At 61.7% G+C, this 18,948-nt stretch carries 16 protein-coding genes and 1 pseudogene; 12 read left to right on the plus strand and 5 right to left on the minus strand.

What is annotated here, in order from left to right; translation table 11 throughout:
- The first annotated feature begins 3 nt into the window (after positions 1–3).
- The 3 genes from IB238_RS00400 (at position 4) to IB238_RS00410 (ending at position 3,169) form a co-directional block, all read left to right on the plus strand.
- Complete coding sequence (locus IB238_RS00400) at positions 4–837, plus strand: carbohydrate ABC transporter permease (protein ID WP_192247233.1); 834 nt, start codon at positions 4–6, stop codon at positions 835–837.
- Positions 838–842: 5 nt separating this feature from the next.
- Positions 843–1,910 (plus strand): sn-glycerol-3-phosphate ABC transporter ATP-binding protein UgpC, encoded by a 1,068-nt coding sequence (gene ugpC, locus IB238_RS00405; RefSeq protein WP_192242339.1) that lies wholly within the window; start codon positions 843–845, stop codon positions 1,908–1,910.
- A gap of 101 nt (positions 1,911–2,011) precedes the next feature.
- Entirely contained in the window at positions 2,012–3,169 is a 1,158-nt protein-coding gene (locus IB238_RS00410) for a fumarylacetoacetate hydrolase family protein (protein ID WP_192242340.1), read from the plus strand.
- 22 nt (positions 3,170–3,191) lie between these two features.
- On the opposite strand, the gene IB238_RS00415 is transcribed toward IB238_RS00410, so the two are convergent.
- Positions 3,192–3,845 (minus strand): glutathione S-transferase family protein, encoded by a 654-nt coding sequence (locus IB238_RS00415; RefSeq protein WP_192242341.1) that lies wholly within the window; start codon positions 3,843–3,845, stop codon positions 3,192–3,194.
- 113 nt (positions 3,846–3,958) lie between these two features.
- Positions 3,959–4,618, minus strand: coding sequence for a dihydrofolate reductase family protein (locus IB238_RS00420; protein ID WP_192242342.1), 660 nt, complete (start codon positions 4,616–4,618; stop codon positions 3,959–3,961).
- Between the two features lie 408 nt (positions 4,619–5,026).
- Here IB238_RS00420 and IB238_RS00425 point away from each other — a divergent pair, with 408 nt between their 5' ends.
- Complete coding sequence (locus tag IB238_RS00425) at positions 5,027–5,830, plus strand: hypothetical protein (RefSeq protein WP_192242343.1); 804 nt, start codon at positions 5,027–5,029, stop codon at positions 5,828–5,830.
- Positions 5,831–5,914: 84 nt separating this feature from the next.
- Here the strand turns inward: IB238_RS00425 and IB238_RS00430 are convergent, their stop codons facing one another.
- Positions 5,915–7,252: an aspartate aminotransferase family protein gene (locus IB238_RS00430; RefSeq protein ID WP_192242344.1), complete on the minus strand. Its 1,338-nt coding sequence runs from the start codon at positions 7,250–7,252 to the stop codon at positions 5,915–5,917.
- 148 nt (positions 7,253–7,400) lie between these two features.
- On the opposite strand from IB238_RS00430, the gene IB238_RS00435 reads away from it, so the two are divergent.
- The gene (locus IB238_RS00435; protein ID WP_192242345.1) at positions 7,401–7,964 is read left to right on the plus strand and encodes a cupin domain-containing protein; all 564 of its coding nucleotides are present in this window, start codon (positions 7,401–7,403) and stop codon (positions 7,962–7,964) included.
- Positions 7,965–7,979: 15 nt separating this feature from the next.
- On the opposite strand, the gene IB238_RS00440 is transcribed toward IB238_RS00435, so the two are convergent.
- Positions 7,980–9,953, minus strand: a complete 1,974-nt coding sequence (locus IB238_RS00440; RefSeq protein WP_192242346.1) for an adenylate/guanylate cyclase domain-containing protein — start codon at positions 9,951–9,953, stop codon at positions 7,980–7,982.
- A gap of 379 nt (positions 9,954–10,332) precedes the next feature.
- Here IB238_RS00440 and IB238_RS00445 point away from each other — a divergent pair, with 379 nt between their 5' ends.
- From IB238_RS00445 to IB238_RS00475, 7 genes and pseudogenes are all read left to right on the plus strand, one after another.
- A complete protein-coding gene (locus IB238_RS00445) occupies positions 10,333–13,290 on the plus strand; it encodes a calcium-binding protein (protein WP_192242347.1) in 2,958 nt (985 codons plus the stop codon).
- Between the two features lie 256 nt (positions 13,291–13,546).
- Complete coding sequence (gene napE / locus IB238_RS00450; RefSeq protein ID WP_192242348.1) at positions 13,547–13,738, plus strand: periplasmic nitrate reductase, NapE protein; 192 nt, start codon at positions 13,547–13,549, stop codon at positions 13,736–13,738.
- Positions 13,739–13,811: 73 nt separating this feature from the next.
- Positions 13,812–14,246, plus strand: a pseudogene (locus IB238_RS00455) (ferredoxin-type protein NapF); the annotation flags it as partial.
- On the plus strand, positions 14,239–14,526 hold the full coding sequence (locus tag IB238_RS00460) for a chaperone NapD (protein ID WP_192242350.1): 288 nt from the start codon (positions 14,239–14,241) through the stop codon (positions 14,524–14,526). The pseudogene IB238_RS00455 and the gene IB238_RS00460, both read left to right, overlap by 8 nt.
- The gene (gene napA / locus IB238_RS00465) at positions 14,501–17,005 is read left to right on the plus strand and encodes a periplasmic nitrate reductase subunit alpha (protein WP_192242352.1); all 2,505 of its coding nucleotides are present in this window, start codon (positions 14,501–14,503) and stop codon (positions 17,003–17,005) included. Before IB238_RS00460 ends, napA begins: the two co-directional genes overlap by 26 nt.
- Positions 16,975–17,475 (plus strand): nitrate reductase cytochrome c-type subunit, encoded by a 501-nt coding sequence (locus IB238_RS00470; protein WP_192242354.1) that lies wholly within the window; start codon positions 16,975–16,977, stop codon positions 17,473–17,475. The genes napA and IB238_RS00470 overlap by 31 nt, the downstream gene beginning before the upstream one ends.
- A 4-nt stretch (positions 17,476–17,479) precedes the next feature.
- The gene (locus IB238_RS00475; protein ID WP_192242356.1) at positions 17,480–18,178 is read left to right on the plus strand and encodes a NapC/NirT family cytochrome c; all 699 of its coding nucleotides are present in this window, start codon (positions 17,480–17,482) and stop codon (positions 18,176–18,178) included.
- 158 nt (positions 18,179–18,336) lie between these two features.
- Here IB238_RS00475 and IB238_RS00480 read toward each other — a convergent pair whose 3' ends face one another.
- A complete protein-coding gene (locus tag IB238_RS00480; RefSeq protein ID WP_348648238.1) occupies positions 18,337–18,804 on the minus strand; it encodes a hypothetical protein in 468 nt (155 codons plus the stop codon).
- Positions 18,805–18,948: the final 144 nt, after the last annotated feature.

The raw sequence follows: 18,948 nt of genomic DNA on the forward strand, positions 1-18,948 counted from the left end.
ACCATGAGATCCGGAAAGCTCCTCCTCACCGGCGCCCATCGCCTCGCAATTCTCGCCTATGTCGTCTTCGCGCTGTTTCCGCTGTTCTGGCTGTTGAAGGTGTCGGTGACGCCGAACGACCTGCTCTACAGCGAGGGCGTGCGCATGTGGCCGTCGCGGATGACCTTTGAGCACTTCAATTTCGTCATCGCGCATAGCGCCTTTCCGACGTTCTTCAAGAACAGCCTGATCGTCTCGGGCGCAACCGCCATCGTCGTCACCATCCTCGCCTCGCTGTCCGGCTACGCGCTGTCGCGCTTCTCCTTCCGGGCGAAGTACTGGATCGTCGCGCTGATGCTGATCACGCAGATGTTCCCGCTCGTCATGCTGGTCGCGCCGATCTTCAAGATGCTGTCGCCGCTCGGGCTCACCAACAGCCTGACCGGCCTGGTCATCGTCTATTCCGCCTTCAACGTCCCCTTCGCCACCTTCCTGATGCAGTCCTTCTTCGACGGCATCCCGAAAGACTTGGAGGAGGCTGCGATGATCGACGGCGCGACCCAGTTCGTCGCCTTCCGCCAGATCATCCTGCCGCTGACGCTGCCGGGGATCGCCGCCACCCTCGGCTTCGTCTTCACTGCCGCCTGGAGCGAATTGCTGTTCGCGCTCATGCTGATCTCGGGCAATGATGCCGCCACCTTCCCGGTCGGGCTTCTCACCTTCGTGTCGAAATTCTCGGTCGACTTTGGGCAGATGATGGCGGCGGGCGTGCTCGCGCTCATCCCGGCCTGCCTCTTCTTCCTTCTCATCCAGCGCTATCTCGTGCAGGGCCTCACGGCCGGCGCCGTCAAAGGATAATCCCCATGGCATCCATCGATATTGCGAGCGTCCGCAAGAGCTACGGTCACTTCCCGGTGCTGCACGGGGTGGACCTGACGATCAAGGACGGCGAGTTCATCGTGCTGGTCGGCCCGTCCGGTTGCGGCAAGTCCACGCTGTTGCGCATGATCGCGGGGCTGGAGGAGGTGACATCAGGCGAGATCCGAATCTCCGGCAAGCGCGTCAACGATCTCGCGCCGAAGGACCGCGACATCGCCATGGTGTTCCAGTCCTATGCGCTCTATCCGCATATGAGCGTCGCTGACAACATGAGCTACAGCCTGCGTTTGCGGAAGACGGCAAAAGACAAGATCGCCAGCGCCGTCAGCGGTGCCGCCGCGAAGCTCGGGCTCGATCCGTTTCTGGAGCGCCGGCCGAAGGCGCTGTCCGGTGGTCAGCGCCAGCGCGTCGCCATGGGCCGCGCCATCGTCCGCCAGCCGAAGGCCTTTCTGTTCGATGAGCCGCTCTCAAACCTCGATGCCCGCCTGCGCGAGCAGATGCGTGCCGAGATCAAGAAGCTGCATGCGGACCTGAAGGCCACCTCGATCTATGTGACCCATGACCAGATCGAGGCGATGACACTCGCCGACCGCATCGTCGCCATGCATGGCGGCGTCGTCCAGCAGGTTGGAACGCCGCTGGAGCTTTACGACACGCCGGCCAACCTCTTCGTCGCCGGCTTTATCGGTTCGCCGGGGATGAATTTTCTCGAAGGTCGTTACGTCGAAACGGGCGAGGGCGCGGGCATCAGGCTCTCGGACGGCACGGTCGTGCCGGTCGCAAAGCGAACCAGCCTGAAGCCGGACGCCGCCGCGACCCTCGGCATTCGCCCCGAACATGTCGTCATCAGCGCAAACGGCGCGCTTGAGGCGAGCGTCGACCTAGTCGAACCGACCGGCTTCGGCATCATCCTGCATCTGTCGCTGCACGGCCTGCCGTTCAAGATCTTCACGCTCGACCGCGACGCGCTCGCGGCCGGTCCAAAGATTCGCGTCGACTTTCCCGCCAAGCACCTGCATGTGTTCGACGAGGCGGGCAACCGGGCGGACTGATTTCGCGTCCCGATCTTAAGGCGGCCCAACATCCAGGCTATCCCTGTCTTGTTCTTTCGTTTTCGGGCATGAAGGGACCTGCAATTCGGAGGGAGGAAGGCATGGTATCGCGTGCTGGCAATTTCGATTACGGCACCTTTGTCGGACGCGTCTGGCGTCCGGAGCGCAAGGGGCCGTCGCTGGTCACCGTGCGGGACGGCCATCTGGTCGACATCACGTCGAAAGCAGCACCCACGATGCGCGATCTGTTCGAAATGGATGATCCGGTCGGTTTCGTCCGCGCGCAATCGGGCGAGCCGATTGTGTCGCTTTCCGCCGTGCTCGAAGCCTCCATCGAGGGTGCCGGCGACCTTTCACGCAATCATCTTCTGGCACCCTGCGACCTGCAAGCGGTCAAGGCCTGCGGCGTGACCTTCGCCCGCTCGATGATCGAACGCGTGATTGAGGAGAAGGCGGCCGGCAACCCGGCGCTGGCACTGAAGATCCGCGAGCGCGTCACCGCCATCATCGGCGACAGCCTGCGCAATCTCAAAGCCGGCTCCGAAGCGGCTGCCAAGGTCAAGGCGGCGCTGATCGAGGAGGGCGTCTGGTCGCAGTATCTGGAAGTCGGCATCGGGCCGGATGCGGAGGTCTTCACCAAAGCGCCGGTGCTTTCGGCCGTCGGCTGGGGCGCCTCGGTTGGCCTGCATCCGATCTCGAAGTGGAACAATCCCGAGCCGGAAATCGTGCTGGCGGTGAACAGCCGCGGCGAGGTGAAAGGCGCCACCCTCGGCAACGACGTCAACCTGCGCGATGTCGAGGGGCGGTCCGCGCTGCTGCTCGGCAAGGCGAAGGACAACAATGCGTCCGCCGCAATCGGCCCGTTCATCCGCCTCTTTGACGAGACCTATTCGCTCGATGACGTCCGCAAGGCGGATCTCGGTCTTCTGATCGAAGGCGAGGACGGCTTTGTCTTGCAGGGCACGAGCACGATGCGCGAGATCAGCCGCGACCCGCTCGACTTGGTCGCCCAGACGATCGGTCGCCACCACCAGTATCCGGACGGCTTCATGCTGTTCATGGGCACGCTATTTGCGCCGGTCGAGGACCGCGACGTGCCCGGCGAGGGCTTCACCCACAAGATCGGCGACCAGGTGACGATCTCGAATGCGGAACTTGGCGCGCTGACGAATACGGTCCGGCTCTCGACCGAGTGCCCGCCCTGGACTTTTGGCGCAGCCGCGCTCATGCGCAATCTGGCTGCTCGTGGCCTGATCTGATCCGTTCAGCCGTTTTGCGCCTTCAGTCCCGGTCCGGAGCGCCGAGGGGAAAGTAGTGGCGAAAGCGCCGCGCTTCGTCCACCGCGCGAGCGAAGGATGGGCGGGCCAGCAGGCGTTTGCGGTAGGCCGTGAGATTGGTCAGGGCCGGGTCGATCGGGTGGGTCCAGTCGGCATAGAAGAGGGCAGGGGCCGCCGCACAGTCGGCCAGGCTGAAACTGCCGCCGGCCGCCCATTCTCGGCCGTCCATGTGCCGGTCGAGCCACTGATAGGTTCGTTCCAGCATCGTGCGGGCCTCCGCGATGCCATAGGGGTCACGGTCCGCCTCAGACCGAATTGCGTTGAAGACAACCTTCTGCTGGGGCGTGCTGATGTAGTTGTCGAAGATCCGGTCGAGCATACGCACCTCGATCGCGGCCTGCGGATCGTCTGGAATCGGCTTGAATGATCCGGGACGGGCAAGCGCCAGATATTCGATGATGATGGTCGCCTCCAGCAGCGTCTTGCCGTTGTCGACCAGGACGGGGAAGCGCTTGATCGGCCAAAGCGTTTCGAACTCGGCCATGACGTCCTTGTCTTCCAGCATCCGGTACTCGAACGGCGTTTCGTTCTCATAGAGGGCGATCAGTGCCTTCTGGCAGTAGGATGAAAATGGATGCGCATAGAGGATCGGTGTCATGAATGCCTCCCGTGCCGACCACAGCGTGTGCACGGAGGCTAACAATTGTGATTGCAGTTTGCAATCAGATTTCTGTTGGATACTTCAAGCGACATCTGACCCACATGTCGAATTCAACTGAGCTTCCGTCGCCGTTCCAGTTCCGCCTCGCTCGGTTGATCGGCCCCGAACGAACCGGTCTCGACTGCACCTTTGCGGACATATTTGTTGGTCGTCACACCGGACGGAGACGTCGTAGAGCTTTCAAGTGACATGGCCACAGGAGCAGCACCTTGTGAGAACAGCCGCTTGCCGCTGCCGAGAACCAGGGGGAACGTGTGCACATACAGCTCGTCCACCAGGTCATGCTGAAACAGCGTCTTCAGTAGATCGGTGGAACCCTGCGTCAGGAGGTTGGGACCGTCTTCGCTTTTCGAGGCCCGGAGTGCGGCCACGACGTCGGGCCCAAGCGACTTGCTGTTCTGCCATTCGAGCTTCAGATCCGGATTGCGGGTCGCCACGAACTTGGTGACCCTGTCGAACAGCGTGCCGATCGGATCATCCGGACCGGCATAGGGCCAATAGGCGGCAAAGATGTCGTAGGTCTTGCGGCCGAGAAGCAGGTCGAACGGGCGCGCGAACATCGCGTCCACGGCCGCTCCCATCGCCTCGTCGAAATAGGGAACGACCCAGCCGCCAAACTGGAAGCCGCCGATCGGGTCCTCCTGCGGCCCTCCAGGCGCCTGCATGACGCCGTCAAGGCTGACGAATGCTCCAACGATGATTTTCCGCATGTTCTTGCACTCCTTTTTGGCCTGAGCAAAGGACGCTTAAAGCGGACCGCTGCCGACAATGCTTCGGGCAAATTCTGCAACGAACGACCCGTGGCGACACGGCGACGATGTTGGTGCCTCACAGGAACATGCAATTTGATAACCAACGCCGTTCATTATGAGGTCGTTATGTAGGATTGGAAGATGGAACATGCCCTGAGGGCAAAACCTTCGGCATCCCGGGTGTCGGCCGGTAAAGCGCTCGGCTTGTCAAAGCGAAAATCTCTTGGTGTTATGAAATGGAGGGCCGGCTGAGGCGATTCGCCGGCCTGGGATGGCTTAGTCAGTGGGCCAGTAGGGGATTGTTGGCCCCCGCAAGCATCGTTGCAGTGATTGACGAACGATCAGGGTCGGACCTTGGAGGGCCTCATGAAGTATCGCATTGCATCCACATTCCTTTGCGCCAGGCTTTGCCTGGCCGCCCAAGGCGCCATGGCAGCGGATCTTACCCCGGTCGCCGTGAGCCCCGACGCGCAGCAGGTGCAGACGGAGAGCGGCTGGACCTTCACCTTCGCGCCGTATTTCTGGGCGGCGGGGCTGTCCGGCGACCTCGGGACCAAAATCGGACGCTTCGAACCCGAGGTTCACGTGGACACGTCCTTCAGCGAGATATGGGACTACCTCGACTTTGGGGCGATGGCGATCGGCGAGGCCCGCTACGGACGCTACAGTGTCTTCACCGACCTCATGTACACAAAGATTTCCGGCAGTGCGGCAACGCCTAGAGGCGTTCTCTCCGAAGAGGCTTCGGTCGATTCAGAAACGTTTGCCGGTCTTGTCGGAGTCGGTTACTCGCTTCTAGAAGACAATTCGGGCCGCCTCGACATCGTTGGCGGCGTGCGCGTCTGGTCCGTCGACACGACAATCTCGCTCAGCGGAGGTTTTCTCGGCGACCGGTCGACAAGCGACGGTGACACCTGGGTCGATGCCCTCGGTGGCGTGAAGGGGACATATTTCCTTACGCCGAACTTCTTCCTGACCGGCTGGGGCCTGGTCGGTGGCGGTGGTGCCAATATCGACTGGGACGTTGCTGCGACCGTCGGCTACAAGTTCAATGAAACGTTTTCGTCGGTGATCGGTTACCGGGCTCTTGGGGTCGACTACAGCAATGACGGCTTCGTGTTCGATGTTGTCCAGCAGGGCCCGATTATCGGTCTCGCCATCAATTTCTAGTCGGGCACGGCACAGCCTGCAATTTGACGGACGAAAAAGGGCCGGTCTTCACAGACCGGCCCTTTGCATTTCATGCGGTGCTGCTTACTTCGCCCGCTTCAGGGCATCGCCGAGGATTGAGACGATCTCCTCGAAATGCTTCTTCTCGGCGATCAGCGGCGGCGAAAACGCGATGATGTCGCCGGTGACGCGGATCAGCAGGCCCTTCTCGAAGCAGTCGACGAAGACGTCATAGGCGCGAGCACCGACGGCGCCATCACGTGATGCCAGTTCGATGCCGGCGATCAGGCCGATAGTGCGGATGTCGATGACGTGCGGCAGGCCCTTCAGCGAGTGCATCGCATCGTGCCAGTCGGCCTGCAACTCGACCGCGCGCGTCAGCAGGCCTTCGTCGCGGTAGATGTCGAGCGTTGCGATGCCAGCGGCGCAGGCAGCCGGATGGCCGGAATAAGTGTAGCCGTGGAACAGCTCGATCGCACCTTCCGGCCCGTGCATCAGCGCGTCGTGCACCTTGCGGCTGGCAAAGACCGCGCCCATCGGGATGGCGCCGTTGGTCAGCCCCTTCGCCGTGGTGACGAGGTCCGGCGTCACGCCGAAGTAGTCGGTGGCGAAGGCAGCACCCAGACGACCGAAGCCGGTGATGACCTCGTCGAAGATGAGCAGGATGCCGTGCTTGTCGCAGATCGCGCGTAGGCGCTCCAGATAGCCCTTCGGCGGGATCAGCACGCCGGTCGAGCCGGCAACGGGCTCGACGATGCAGGCAGCGATCGTCTCGGCGCCGTGCAGGGCGACCAGGCGCTCCAGGTCGTCGGCGAGCTCGGCGCCATGCTCCGGCTGACCCTTCACGTAGGCGTTCTTGGCAAGGTCGTGGGTGTGGCGAAGGTGGTCGGAGCCCGGAAGCTGCGGGAAGACGCGGCGGTTGTTGAGAATACCGCCGACGGAGATGCCGCCGAAGCCGACGCCGTGATAGCCACGCTCGCGGCCGATCAGGCGCGTGCGCGTTCCCTGGCCGATGGCGCGCTGGTAGGCGATCGCCATCTTGAGCGCGGTATCGACCGATTCCGAGCCGGAGCCGGTATAGAAGATGCGGTCGAGCTTGGCGCCCTCGGGGCCGGGGGCGATTTCCGCCAGTCGCTCGGCGAAGTCGAAGGCGATCGGATGGCCCATCTGGAAGGAGGGCGCGAAATCCATCTGGGTGAGCTGACGCTCGACGGCGGCAGCAATCTGCCGACGGCCATGGCCGGCATTGACGCACCAAAGCCCGGCGGTGCCGTCGAGGATCGTGCGGCCGTCCTGGCTGGTGTAGTGCATGCCTTCGGCAGAAGCGAGCAGGCGCGGCGCCGCCTTGAACTGGCGGTTGGCGGTGAACGGCATCCAGTAGCTGTCGAGGACGGGCGCGTTGGGTTTGTTGTGAACGTTCATGGGGGTCTCCTCTTGTTGAGGCATTGACGCCATGATTTGGCAGAATGAACAAGTCCTTTTCTATGTGGCGTTAAGGTATTGAAATATATACTGTGGGTGCAGTCGAATTTCGATATTCCGAACAAGGGAAACAGGCGAGGGTGCAGAGATGGGGGAGGACGGAACGTCGGTGGATATCGGGAGCCGGTTGCGCACCCTGCGTATGGCCCACAATCTGTCGCAGCGCGAGCTGGCGAAACGCGCAGGAGTGACCAATTCCACCATCTCGCTGATCGAGTCCAATGCATCGAATCCGTCAGTCGGTGCACTCAAGCGGATCCTCGACGGCATACCGATTGGACTTGCCGAGTTCTTTGCTTTCGAGCCGGAACGATCGAGAAAAGCCTTCTATCGGGCGGATGAGCTGGTGGAGATCGGCAAGGGGCCGATTTCCTATCGCCAGATCGGCGAGAATCTGTTCGGTCGCAGCCTCCAGATCCTGAAGGAGTGCTATCAACCTGGCGCTGACACTGGCAAGGTGCCGCTGGTGCATGATGGCGAAGAGGGCGGCATCATCCTCTCCGGGCGGCTGGAGGTCACGGTCGATGACGAACGCCGCATCCTCGGCCCAGGCGACGCCTACTATTTCGAGAGCCGCCGGCCGCATCGTTTCCGTTGCGTCGGACCGGTGCCGTGCGAACTGATCAGTGCCTGCACGCCGCCGACCTTCTGAGTAATCATCGACCGGTCAGGAGCGTGTGGCCGGCGTCGCTGCGCCTTGTTGAGGTGGCAGATCAGCGACCTCGTTTACGCCAATCACTTCAAACAGTTCGAGTGTGCTGGACCGACCCTTGGCATGTGCCTGACCCAGCGGACGGAATAGGATTTTGTCACGACATTGGGCAACGACCGCGCTGCTTGCCAGGATCCAGGTACTGTAGCTCTTGTTCATACCCTCCAACCTTGAGGCGACATTGATGCTGTCGCCCATGGCGGTGTATTGCAGGCGATCATTCGCGCCAACACTGCCGACGACGGCAGGCCCGGTATGAATGCCAAAGCGCGTGCGGAACTCCGGCCGCCCGCTGCGGCGCTGCTTCGCATTGAAGATGTCAAGCCGCGCCCTCATCGCCAGCGCCCCGCGGCAGGCATTTTCTGCGTGGTTCGGGTCCGGTGCCGGCGCGTTCCACATGGCGAAAATGGAATCGCCCAGGAATTGAATGATCGTGCCGCCATGTTCGTTCACGGTCTCGTTGAGGACGTCGAAATATTCCGACAGCATGCTGACGACTTCTTCGGGCGAATGCTGCTCGCTGATCGTGGTGAAGTCGTAGATGTCGGTGAAGATGGCCGTCACCTCTTGGCGGCGGGCGTTCCGTCCGGAAAACTCTCCCGACTCCATCCCCTTGCGCACCAGTTCCTTGGGTACATAGAGCCCGAATGTGAAGATCGCGTCCCGCGCCTTGTTCATCGCGCTGCCGAGCGTTGCGATCTCGTTCACGCGCGTCGGCACTTCGATCGGCGTGCTGAAGTCCAGATCCTGCAGCCGATTTGCGCTGTCGGTCAGCTGGTGCAGTGACTTGGTGATCAGGTGGGCCAGAAGGAGTGCGCCCAGCACGGAGAGCAAGACGATGCCCGCGGAGAGAATCAGACCCTGGTAAAGGCCTGCTCGTGCCGGCGCCATCAACTCGTCGACGGGCGCTGCGATGACGGCGATGTGTCCGGCAAACAGGATCGCCGAGTCGACCTCCGTGCCCATGACCACCCACCGGCGACCGTCTACGTCGAAGGTGCTCATCTTGTCCAGAACCGGCGGATTTGCCCTGATCGCAGCCAGGAGCGGATCGTGCAGGTTGGCCGTATCGAAATCCCGTTCATCTTTCGAGGCAGCGATTGCCCGCATGAGCGCGGGGTCGGAATGCATAAGTAGCTTCTTGTCAGGATCGACGACGAAGGCGACAGCGCTCGGCGTCAGTCGTTCGCTGGCAATGAACCGAGTGACCCGATCGAGCACGACATCGGCGCCGACGACGATCTCGGGGTTGCCCTTGTGTGCCTGGGAGATGGTCATGCCGAGCGACCTGGTTGTCGCCATGGTGTAGGGACCGGTGGCAATCGGTCCTGTTCCACCGACTGCAGCGCGGTACCAGGGGCGCTGCCTTGGATCGTAGCTCCACGTGGCAATCGAGCGTTCCGACAGTTGTTTTCCCGCACCGTCGTAGAAAATGACCCGTGCGCGCGGCTCTCCTGCGCCGCGTTCCAGAATGCGGACAGCCATAGTCGCAAAGGCCGGGGGATTGAGCGCTTTGCGCCAGTCTGTCGATGACAGATTGACGGCGTGAAAGAAGCTGCCGTCCGGATAGCCGGCATAGACCCCGTCGATTTGTGGCGAACGCGACAGTGCCGCACGCAGGATCGTCACCTTGTCGCCGATACGCTCCGATGGAGGTGCAAGGAACGAGTTCGCGATCGAGACAATCAAGTTGACCACCGCCGATGTGTCGCCGGACAGCGCCTGCATACGCGAAATCAGCCGATCCTCGAAGCCGTTCATGTGGATCTCGGCAGCTTCGATTGCAGCGTTGCGGGCGCGATAGTAGTCGAGCGCGATCAGCATTCCCGACACAGCGAGCAGCAGTGCCACCATCACAACTGCGAAAAGCGTCCGCAGCGATCCGTGCCAGGCTCGTTCTGATCCCGTATCCTTGCTGCTGCCCGCCATCCTCTGCTCCTCGAGCCTTCTCAAACGCGCCACAGTTGCATGCCGGCCCAAAACGGTGCTGAGCGACTGTGCCCGGGCGCACCGTCAAATCTCCGCCTTTTGAGCGCCCGAGGTAGTTCGAAGCGCCAGGCTGCGGCTGCCGGTGCCGATCCTATTGATAAAATTCGTCAAGTCGAACGGAAAATGAGCTTAAGCGCCGCACGGTTCCGCAGCGTTCAGACCGCCAAACCACTCAGCGTCTGCCTCGGATTTAAGGGGCTCGGCTATCGACCACTAGAAATTGCGCTCCTGTTCCCGAAGGAACAACGCCCGGTTCACCGGTGCGCTAGCAGGTTGTCCACGCCAGATCGGCGTAGCAAACCTAACCCCAGAGGGAGCCATGAGCAAGAAATTGAAATCTATCGCGGCGCTCCAGGCGCCGCTCGCGCTGGATCTGTTGGCAGCCGGCTACACCATCCCCGGCGTCGGCGATCAGACGGTATATGGTGATGATAGCGCAAATGCGATCAGCACCGGGTCCGGCCGCGACCGGATCAGCTCGGGTCTCGGTGCCGATAGGATCGATGCCGGCACTGGAGACGATGAAATCAGATATTTCACGCTGGCAGAGCTTTCCGGCGACACGATCAACGGTGGACTGGGTTTCGATGAGCTCGAAATCGATTTCGGCAGTTCGTCCGCGGGCGTTACCTTTGCCGCATTCGATCCGATCATCGCAAAGACCGTTTTCGGCGCCAGCATCGTCAACGTCGAACAGTTCGAGCTCCACGGCAGCAGCTATGCCGACAGTTTCACGGGCGGCCGGTGGAACGACTGGTTTGTCGGCGGCGCTGGCAATGACATCCTCAACGGCGGGATTGGCCGGGATTGGCTCGACGGTGGCGACGGCAACGACAGGCTCTCCGGCGGCAACGGCAACGACACGCTGATGGGCGAGTACGGCGACGACATCATTTCCGGCGGCTACGGAGAAGACTACATCTCCGGAGGCGACGGCAATGACGCCATGTGGGGTGGTGCCGGCTACGACTATATGTATGGCTATGCCGGCAACGACAACATCAAGGGTGAAGGCGAAAACGACACCATTTCCGGCGGGGGCGGGCGCGACACCATCGACGGCGGCGCCGGCAACGACACGCTCGCCGGCGACAGCGACAACGACACGGTTCTGGGCGGCGCCGGCAACGACACGATCCGCCATAACATGGAAAGCTGGGCCGGCGACGGCAAGGATGTGCTCGACGGCGGCGCTGACGTCGACACGCTCGTCCTGCATGGGTTTGCCGGGACCTTTACTGCAAAGGCCTCGACTGTAAAGCAGACCCTTTCCAACGGCACGACCATCGTCAATTTCGAGGCTTACGACATCTATGGCTCGGAGGGTGCGGACAGGCTCACTGGCTGGTCAGGCGCGGACATGCTTTCGGGCAATTCCGGCAACGACACGCTGACTGGTCTCGGCGGCAACGACCACATCGCGAGCGGCCTTGGCATCGATGTTCTCGACGGCGGCGACGGCAACGACCTTCTGATTGCCGGCAGCGGCGGCAAGGACACCATCAGGGCCGGCAAGGGCTACGACAGCGTCTGGATCGAACGATACGATAGCAGGAGCAACCTGACGTTCAGCGTCTCGGGAACAAAGGCCACGCTTTCGGACGGCACCGTCGTCACAGACGGCGAGAGCTTCAGTGTCACAACCGGCAGCGGCAACGACGTGCTCACAGCCGGGACCGCCAGCTTCGTGGACTTTGATGCCGGTACCGGCAACAACAGAATGACCGGCGGCAAGGGCAACGACCTCTTCTACAGCGGCAGCGGCAACGACATCACCAAAGGCGGAGATGGCAACGACCGCATCCTCGACTATGGCGGTGGCACCAACACGCTCGATGGCGGCAATGGAAATGACTATCTGTCGGCCGAAACGCATACGGGAACCGCGCTGACGACCATATTCGGCGGTGCCGGCAACGACACGGTGCTGGTGAACAACGGCGGCGGCTCGATCGCCGGAAGGTTTATCGCCGATGGCGGCATAGGGACGGATACGCTTTGGGTCAACCGCTATGACAGCAAGGCGAACCTGAGCTTCGTGCTGTCCGCTAACGCGACGCTGGTGAACGGCGGCGTCACCGCGAAGAACTTCGAGCGCGTCAATCTGACTTCAGGCTCGGGCCACGATTCACTGACAGGCGGCAGCCTCAGTGACAACCTGAACGGCATGAGCGGCAACGATACGCTCAAGGGGCTCGCCGGCAACGACTACCTGACGGGTTGGATCGGCGCCGACAGGCTTTACGGTGGCGATGGCAACGACATCATTTGGGGTTCCGGTGGCCTTCCGGACACCGGCGCCGACAAGCTCTACGGCGAAAATGGCAACGATATCCTCCACATGGACGCCGGGGACGCTGCCTCGGGAGGGAGCGGTACCGACCGTGTCATCATCGACTGCAGCGAAGTTTCGTCCGACGTCTCCTTCGTCTTCAGCACCGGTACGGTCAAGGTGAATGCCAACACCTACTTCACTGGCATGGAAGTGATGGAATACACCGGCGGTTCCGGTCGGGACGCGGTCACCGGCAGTGTAAACAGCGACTTCCTCGAAGGTGGTGCCGGTAACGACACCCTCAAGGGCGGCAACGGCAACGACATTCTCATTGACGGCAAGGGCAATGACAGGCTCTACGGCGATGCGGGCAACGACAAGTTCATCCGCTACACCGATGAAGACGGCACCGATTATTTCAACGGTGGCTCAGGCATCGACACGGTCAGCCTGAACGTCGTTTCAGACCGGTCCGTCATCATCGATCTCGAAAACAACGCGAAGAACGGCGGCGTTGCCTCCGGCCTGAGCCTGGTGAGCATCGAGAACGTAATCGGTGGGGGCAGGGACGATACGATCCTTGGCAGCGCGGCGGCCAACACGCTGAAGGGTAGTTTCGGCGACGACAAGCTCGATGGTCGTGCCGGAAACGACAAGCTCGAAGGCGGTGGTCATGGCGACACCCTGACCGGCGGATTGGGCGCGGATCAGTTCATCTACGCTTCGGGCGATGCGGTAGGCTCCGGCGACCGGATCACCGACTTCAAACGCGGAGAGGACAAGCTCGTCATCGACAACGGCGTGTTCGGCTTCTCCAAGCTCGTGCTTTACTCTGGCAACGACCTGAAGGCGACCGGAACAGCCGCCCAGTTCTTCTTCGAAAAGGACAACGGCCGGCTGTGGTATGACGGCGACGGCAGCGGCAATGAGAAGGACGCGGTTCTGGTCGCCACCCTCGACAAGGTGACTTCGCTCTCCGCTACCGACTTTCTGCTGATTTGAAGGAGGGCTGGCGAAGCCGAGCGTTTCGTTAGTCCGCACGATAGGCAAAAGCATCCAAGAGAGGCCGTCGGGAAGTCTTCCCGGTGGCCTCTCTTCCCATGGGACACGGGCGAATAGCGGCCTCGGCCCGGGTATTCAGGCTGTCGTGCAAATGCATGCTATTTGGCAAATATACGAGCTAACTAATTATTGCAGCTAGGTCTTTATTTCTGTGTAACCGACGCTACTATTGTTCGCGACAAAGTGAGGTGTCGATTTGTCTGAGCTATCTTCCGACCAACCGGCTTCGCACGACAGGCGTACCAGGCGTCGTGTCGAGCTGATCGCATTCTTCGTGCTGGCCTTTGGCATATGGCCATTGGTCGCCGTCGGCGTGGTGGGTGGATACGGCTTCCTCGTCTGGATGTTCCAGATCATTTACGGACCACCCGGCCCCCCGGGACATTGAGGATGTGATGCGGACAGAGCCGATATCACGTCGGGAGCTTTTCGTTGGCCGATCGGTCGCCAGAGCGGCGACTATCTGTCCTCCGGGGGCAACCCCGGAAAGCCTTGAAGCCTGTACCGGTTGCGGGCGCTGTGCCGAGCGATGTCCCAGCGGCATTATCCGTCTGAGTGACGGTGGGCCTTCCATCGATTTTGCACTGGGCGAATGCACGTTCTGCGGCGAATGCAGCGCCGCTTGTCCCGAGCCGGTCTTTTTGTCGAAGGGCGCCACGCAGTTTCCGCATGTGGCGGTGGTCAGCGATACTTGCCTGGCCAAACGCGACGTCTCCTGCCAGTCTTGCGGAGAATGTTGTCCCGAGCAGGCGATCCGCTTTCGTCCGCGCATTGGCGGGCCTTTCGTTCCGGAACTGAACGAAGAGATCTGCACTGGGTGCGGAGCATGCCTGAGCGTGTGCCCCGTCGGCGCGATCGGGCTTCAGGCGCGCCAGATGGAGGCTGCCAATGCCTGAACAGTCGAAGCGCTACCATGTTTCCAGTGCTGTCATCGCGACGATGCCGGCGCACACCGAGGCCATCCTCGGGGAAATTGCAAAGATGGAAAACGTCGAGATCCACGGCCACGGCGGCGGTAAGATCGTCGTCGTGATCGAGGGAACGAGCACGGGCATGCTCGGCGAGTGCCTGACGCGAATATCGCTTCTGGAGGGCGTAATCGCGGCGAACATGGTGTTCGAGCATGTCGAGACAGAGGAGAATGGAAGCGATGACCGGAATACTGACGCGGCGTGACATCCTGAAGGCCCATGCCGCCGGCATAGCCGCGGCTACCGCCGGTGTCGCGCTTCCCGCCGCCGCCCAGCCGGTGCCTGGCGGTGTCGAGGCGCTCGAGATCAAATGGTCCAAAGCCCCCTGCCGCTTCTGCGGGACGGGTTGCGGCGTGATGGTCGGTGTCAAGGACGGCCAAGTCGTTGCCACCCACGGCGACAGCCAGGCCGAGGTCAATCGCGGGCTGAACTGCATCAAGGGTTATTTTCTCTCAAAGATCATGTACGGCGAGGATCGGCTGACCACCCCGCTGCTTCGCAAGCGCGGCGGCGTTTACGCCAAGGATGGCGAGTTCGAGCCGGTGAGTTGGGACGAGGCCTTCGACGTGATGGCCGAGCAGTGTAAGAAGACTTTGAAGGAGAAAGGCCCGACGGCCGTCGGCATGTTCGGTTCCGGCCAGTGGACCGTCTTCGAAGGCTACGCCGCGACGAAACTGATGCGCGCCGGCTTCCGCTCCAACAACCTTGATCCGAACGCCCGGCACTGCATGGCCTCTGCCGCTTACGCTTTCATGCGCACCTTCGGCATGGATGAGCCGATGGGCGTCTATGACGATTTCGAACATGCGGACGCCTTCGTGCTCTGGGGTTCGAACATGGCGGAGATGCACCCGATCCTCTGGACGCGCGTTGCTGATCGTCGTCTCGGTCATCCACATGTCCGGGTCTCTGTGCTCTCGACGTTTACCCACCGCAGCATGGATCTCGCCGACATTCCCATTGTCTTCAAGCCGGGAACGGATCTGGCGATCCTCAACTACATCGCCAACCACATTATCCAGACCGGGCGTGTGAACCAGGACTTCGTCCAGAAACATACGAGGTTTGCCCGCGGCGCCACCGATATCGGCTACGGCTTGCGCCCGGACAATCCGCTGGAAATGAAGGCGGCCAATGCCGCTGACCCCGGGAAGATGGAGCCGATCGACTTCGACGCGTTCAAGGAGTTCGTATCCGAATACACACTGGAAAAAACGGCTGAGATGACCGGCGTCGATCCAGGCTTCCTGGAGCAGCTTGCCGAGCTCTACGCCGACCCGAACACCAAGGTCATGTCGCTCTGGACCATGGGCTTCAACCAGCATGTGCGCGGCGTCTGGGCGAACCAGATGGTCTACAACCTCCATCTCTTGACCGGAAAGATCTCCGAGCCGGGCAACAGCCCGTTCTCGCTGACCGGACAGCCCTCCGCCTGTGGCACGGCGCGCGAGGTTGGCACCTTCGCCCACCGCCTGCCGGCGGACATGACGGTAACCAACCCCGAGCACCGCAAGCATGCGGAAGAAATTTGGCGCATTCCGCACGGCATTATCCCGGAAAAGCCGGGCTACCATGCCGTGCAGCAGGACCGCATGCTCAAGGACGGCAAGCTCAATTTCTACTGGGTGCAGGTCAATAACAACGTCCAGGCCGGCCCGAACACCGCCAACGAGACCTGGCAGGGTTACCGCAACCCCGAAAACTTCATCGTCGTTTCCGATGCCTATCCGACGATCACTGCGATGAGCGCGGACCTGATCCTGCCAGCCGCCATGTGGGTGGAAAAGGAGGGGGCCTACGGGAACGCGGAACGCCGCACCCATGTCTGGCACCAGCTCGTCAAAGCCCCCGGTGAAGGCCGGTCGGACCTATGGCAGCTCGTCGAGTTCTCCAAGCGCTTCACGACCGATGAGGTCTGGCCAGCCGATATTCTCGATGCCAACCCGCAGTACCGCGGCAAGACGCTGTACGATGTGCTCTTCCGCAACGGCGAGGTAGACCGGTTTCCGCTCAGCGAGATCAATGCGGAATACGACAATCAAGAGGCCCAGGACTTCGGCTTCTACCTCCAGAAGGGCCTTTTCGAGGAGTACGCGACCTTCGGGCGGGGGCACGGCCACGACCTTGCGCCCTACGACACCTACCACGAGGTCCGCGGACTGCGCTGGCCGGTGGTCGACGGCAAGGAAACGCTGTGGCGCTATCGCGAGGGTTACGACCCCTATGTGAAGCCGGGTGAGGGCGTCAAGTTCTACGGCCAGAAGGACGGCAAGGCAGTCATCCTCGCCGTGCCCTACGAGCCGCCGGCGGAATCGCCGGACGAGGAATATGACGTCTGGCTGGTGACCGGCCGCGTGCTGGAGCACTGGCATTCAGGCTCGATGACGATGCGCGTTCCTGAACTCTACAAGGCATTTCCGGGGGCACGGGTCTTCATGAACGCTGATGACGCCCGCAAGCGCGGAATCAACCAGGGCGCGGAAGTGCGTATCGTCTCGCGGCGCGGCGAAATCCGCTCACGCGTTGAGACGCGCGGGCGCAACCGAATGCCCGCCGGCGTCATCTTCGTCCCCTGGTTCGACGCGAGCCAGTTGATCAACAAGGTCACGCTCGACGCCACCGATCCCATCTCCAAACAGACGGATTTCAAGAAATGCGCGGTCAAAATTCTCCCCGTCGCCTGAGGCGACCTGATTGGATGGTGGTCGCGGCAGGAGTTCTGCTGTTTGTCGCGACAACCGCGATCGCCCAGGTGGTGCAGCAAACCGTGCCGCAATTGGAGGGGCCGACCCCATCCATGGCGACGGATGCCGCCGCACCTGTCCCGAAGTGGGTGGTGGACGACAAACGCAAGATGCGCGCCTATCCAGATCAGCCGCCGGTCATCCCGCATTCGATCGAGGGATATGAGCTGTCGGTGAACGCCAACAGGTGTCTGTCCTGCCACAAGCGCGAGTTCACGCAGGATTCCGGCGCGCCGATGATCAGCGTGACACACTACATGACGCGTGACGGCCAGATGCTCGCGGATGTCTCCCCGCGGCGCTACTTCTGTACCGCCTGTCATGTGCCGCAGGCAGACGCCAGCCCACTGGTGAAGAACGTCTTCAAGGACATGAGTGACATGGGCGTCAAGCCCGCCGGAAGCGAGTGACGCCATGTTCGCCTGGATCAAGAAAGTCGTCCTCTGGGCCTGGAAGATCATCGCCACGCCGGCCGGCACCCTCGGCCTCGGCTTCCTGACGCTTGGCGGCTTCGTCGGCGGCGTGATGTTCTGGGGCGCGTTCAATACCGCGCTTGAACTGACCAACACCGAGCAGTTCTGTACCTCGTGTCACGAGATGCGCGACAACGTCTATCAGGAGCTGACGCGCACCATTCATTTTTCGAACCGTTCTGGCGTTCGCGCCTCCTGTCCGGACTGTCACGTGCCGCACGAATGGACCGACAAGATTGCCCGCAAGATGCAGGCATCAAAGGAGGTCTGGGGCAAGATCTTCGGCACGATCAACACCCGGCCCAAATTTCTGGAGCACCGGTTGGAGCTTGCGCAGCACGAATGGGCACGGCTGAAGGCCAATGACAGCCTTGAATGCCGCAACTGCCATTCGTCGACGGCGATGGACCTGCAGAAGCAGACGCAACGAGCCGCCGAGATCCATACGCGCTACCTGCTTCCCGGCAAGGCAACCTGCATCGATTGCCACAAGGGCATCGCGCATGAACTGCCCAACATGCAGGGGATCGATCCGGGCTGGAAGATGCCGCCGGAACTCGAAGGCAAGCCGACGGCCGGTCTCACGCCGATCGACGATCTGAGCCGCGCCATGGCGGAACTGCACGCCGACGCGTTCTGACCGGCAGGGTGAGCCCCCGGTCCTACCGGGGGCGCCTGCATCACGATAGCGGGGTTGCGACGCAGGCGGGCATCCATGACGCCACAACCAGGGACGCACGCCGGCCTCGGGGTGGCGGTGTGCCAACCCGGCTCCCACCATTGTAGTCTTAAGAGACCTTACTGAGCTTCCTGGCAGGCCTTCAGCGCCTTGAAGGCGGCGTCGGTTCCGGCCAGCTTGACGACAATCGGATTGCCCCCTTCCGGGGTAATCGTGACGGCATTCTTTTTGGCAAGGTCGTAGATGAAGTCAGCATTGTTCACCCATACATAGGCTCCCCGGTAGCCTCCGATCACCTGGGCCTCGGCTTCACCGCTGAATTTCTGGCCATCGACCTCAAAAAGAACTGGAATTCTCTCGCTGGAGGAAACATTGGCATCTGCCTTCGTGTAGATCGCCATATAGCCGCGCATCCCGCCCTTCGCGTCGATGCCCATCTGGATCTGCGTACCGTCGGCGTTGGCCTTCTTGATTAGACATCCGGGGCCCATGTTGTCCAACACGAGGATCTCCCAGCCGGCTTCCGAACCGTATTTCTTCTGGGCGATTGCCCCCGTTGCAGTCACGGCCGAGATGGCCAGGGCCATTCCCACGATGATCTCGCTTCTCATGACAGGCTCCTTTCTGGTTAGCTCGTTCCGAGTAAAAGCGTGCAGAAGATCTCAGGACAGAGGGACACTCCGCGCGCCCGGCCTATGTCAATTTTCACTATCGCCATTCTCCCGCAACCG

The organism is Rhizobium sp. ARZ01 (assembly GCF_014851675.1).
Taxonomy (GTDB): Bacteria; Pseudomonadota; Alphaproteobacteria; order Rhizobiales; family Rhizobiaceae; genus Mycoplana.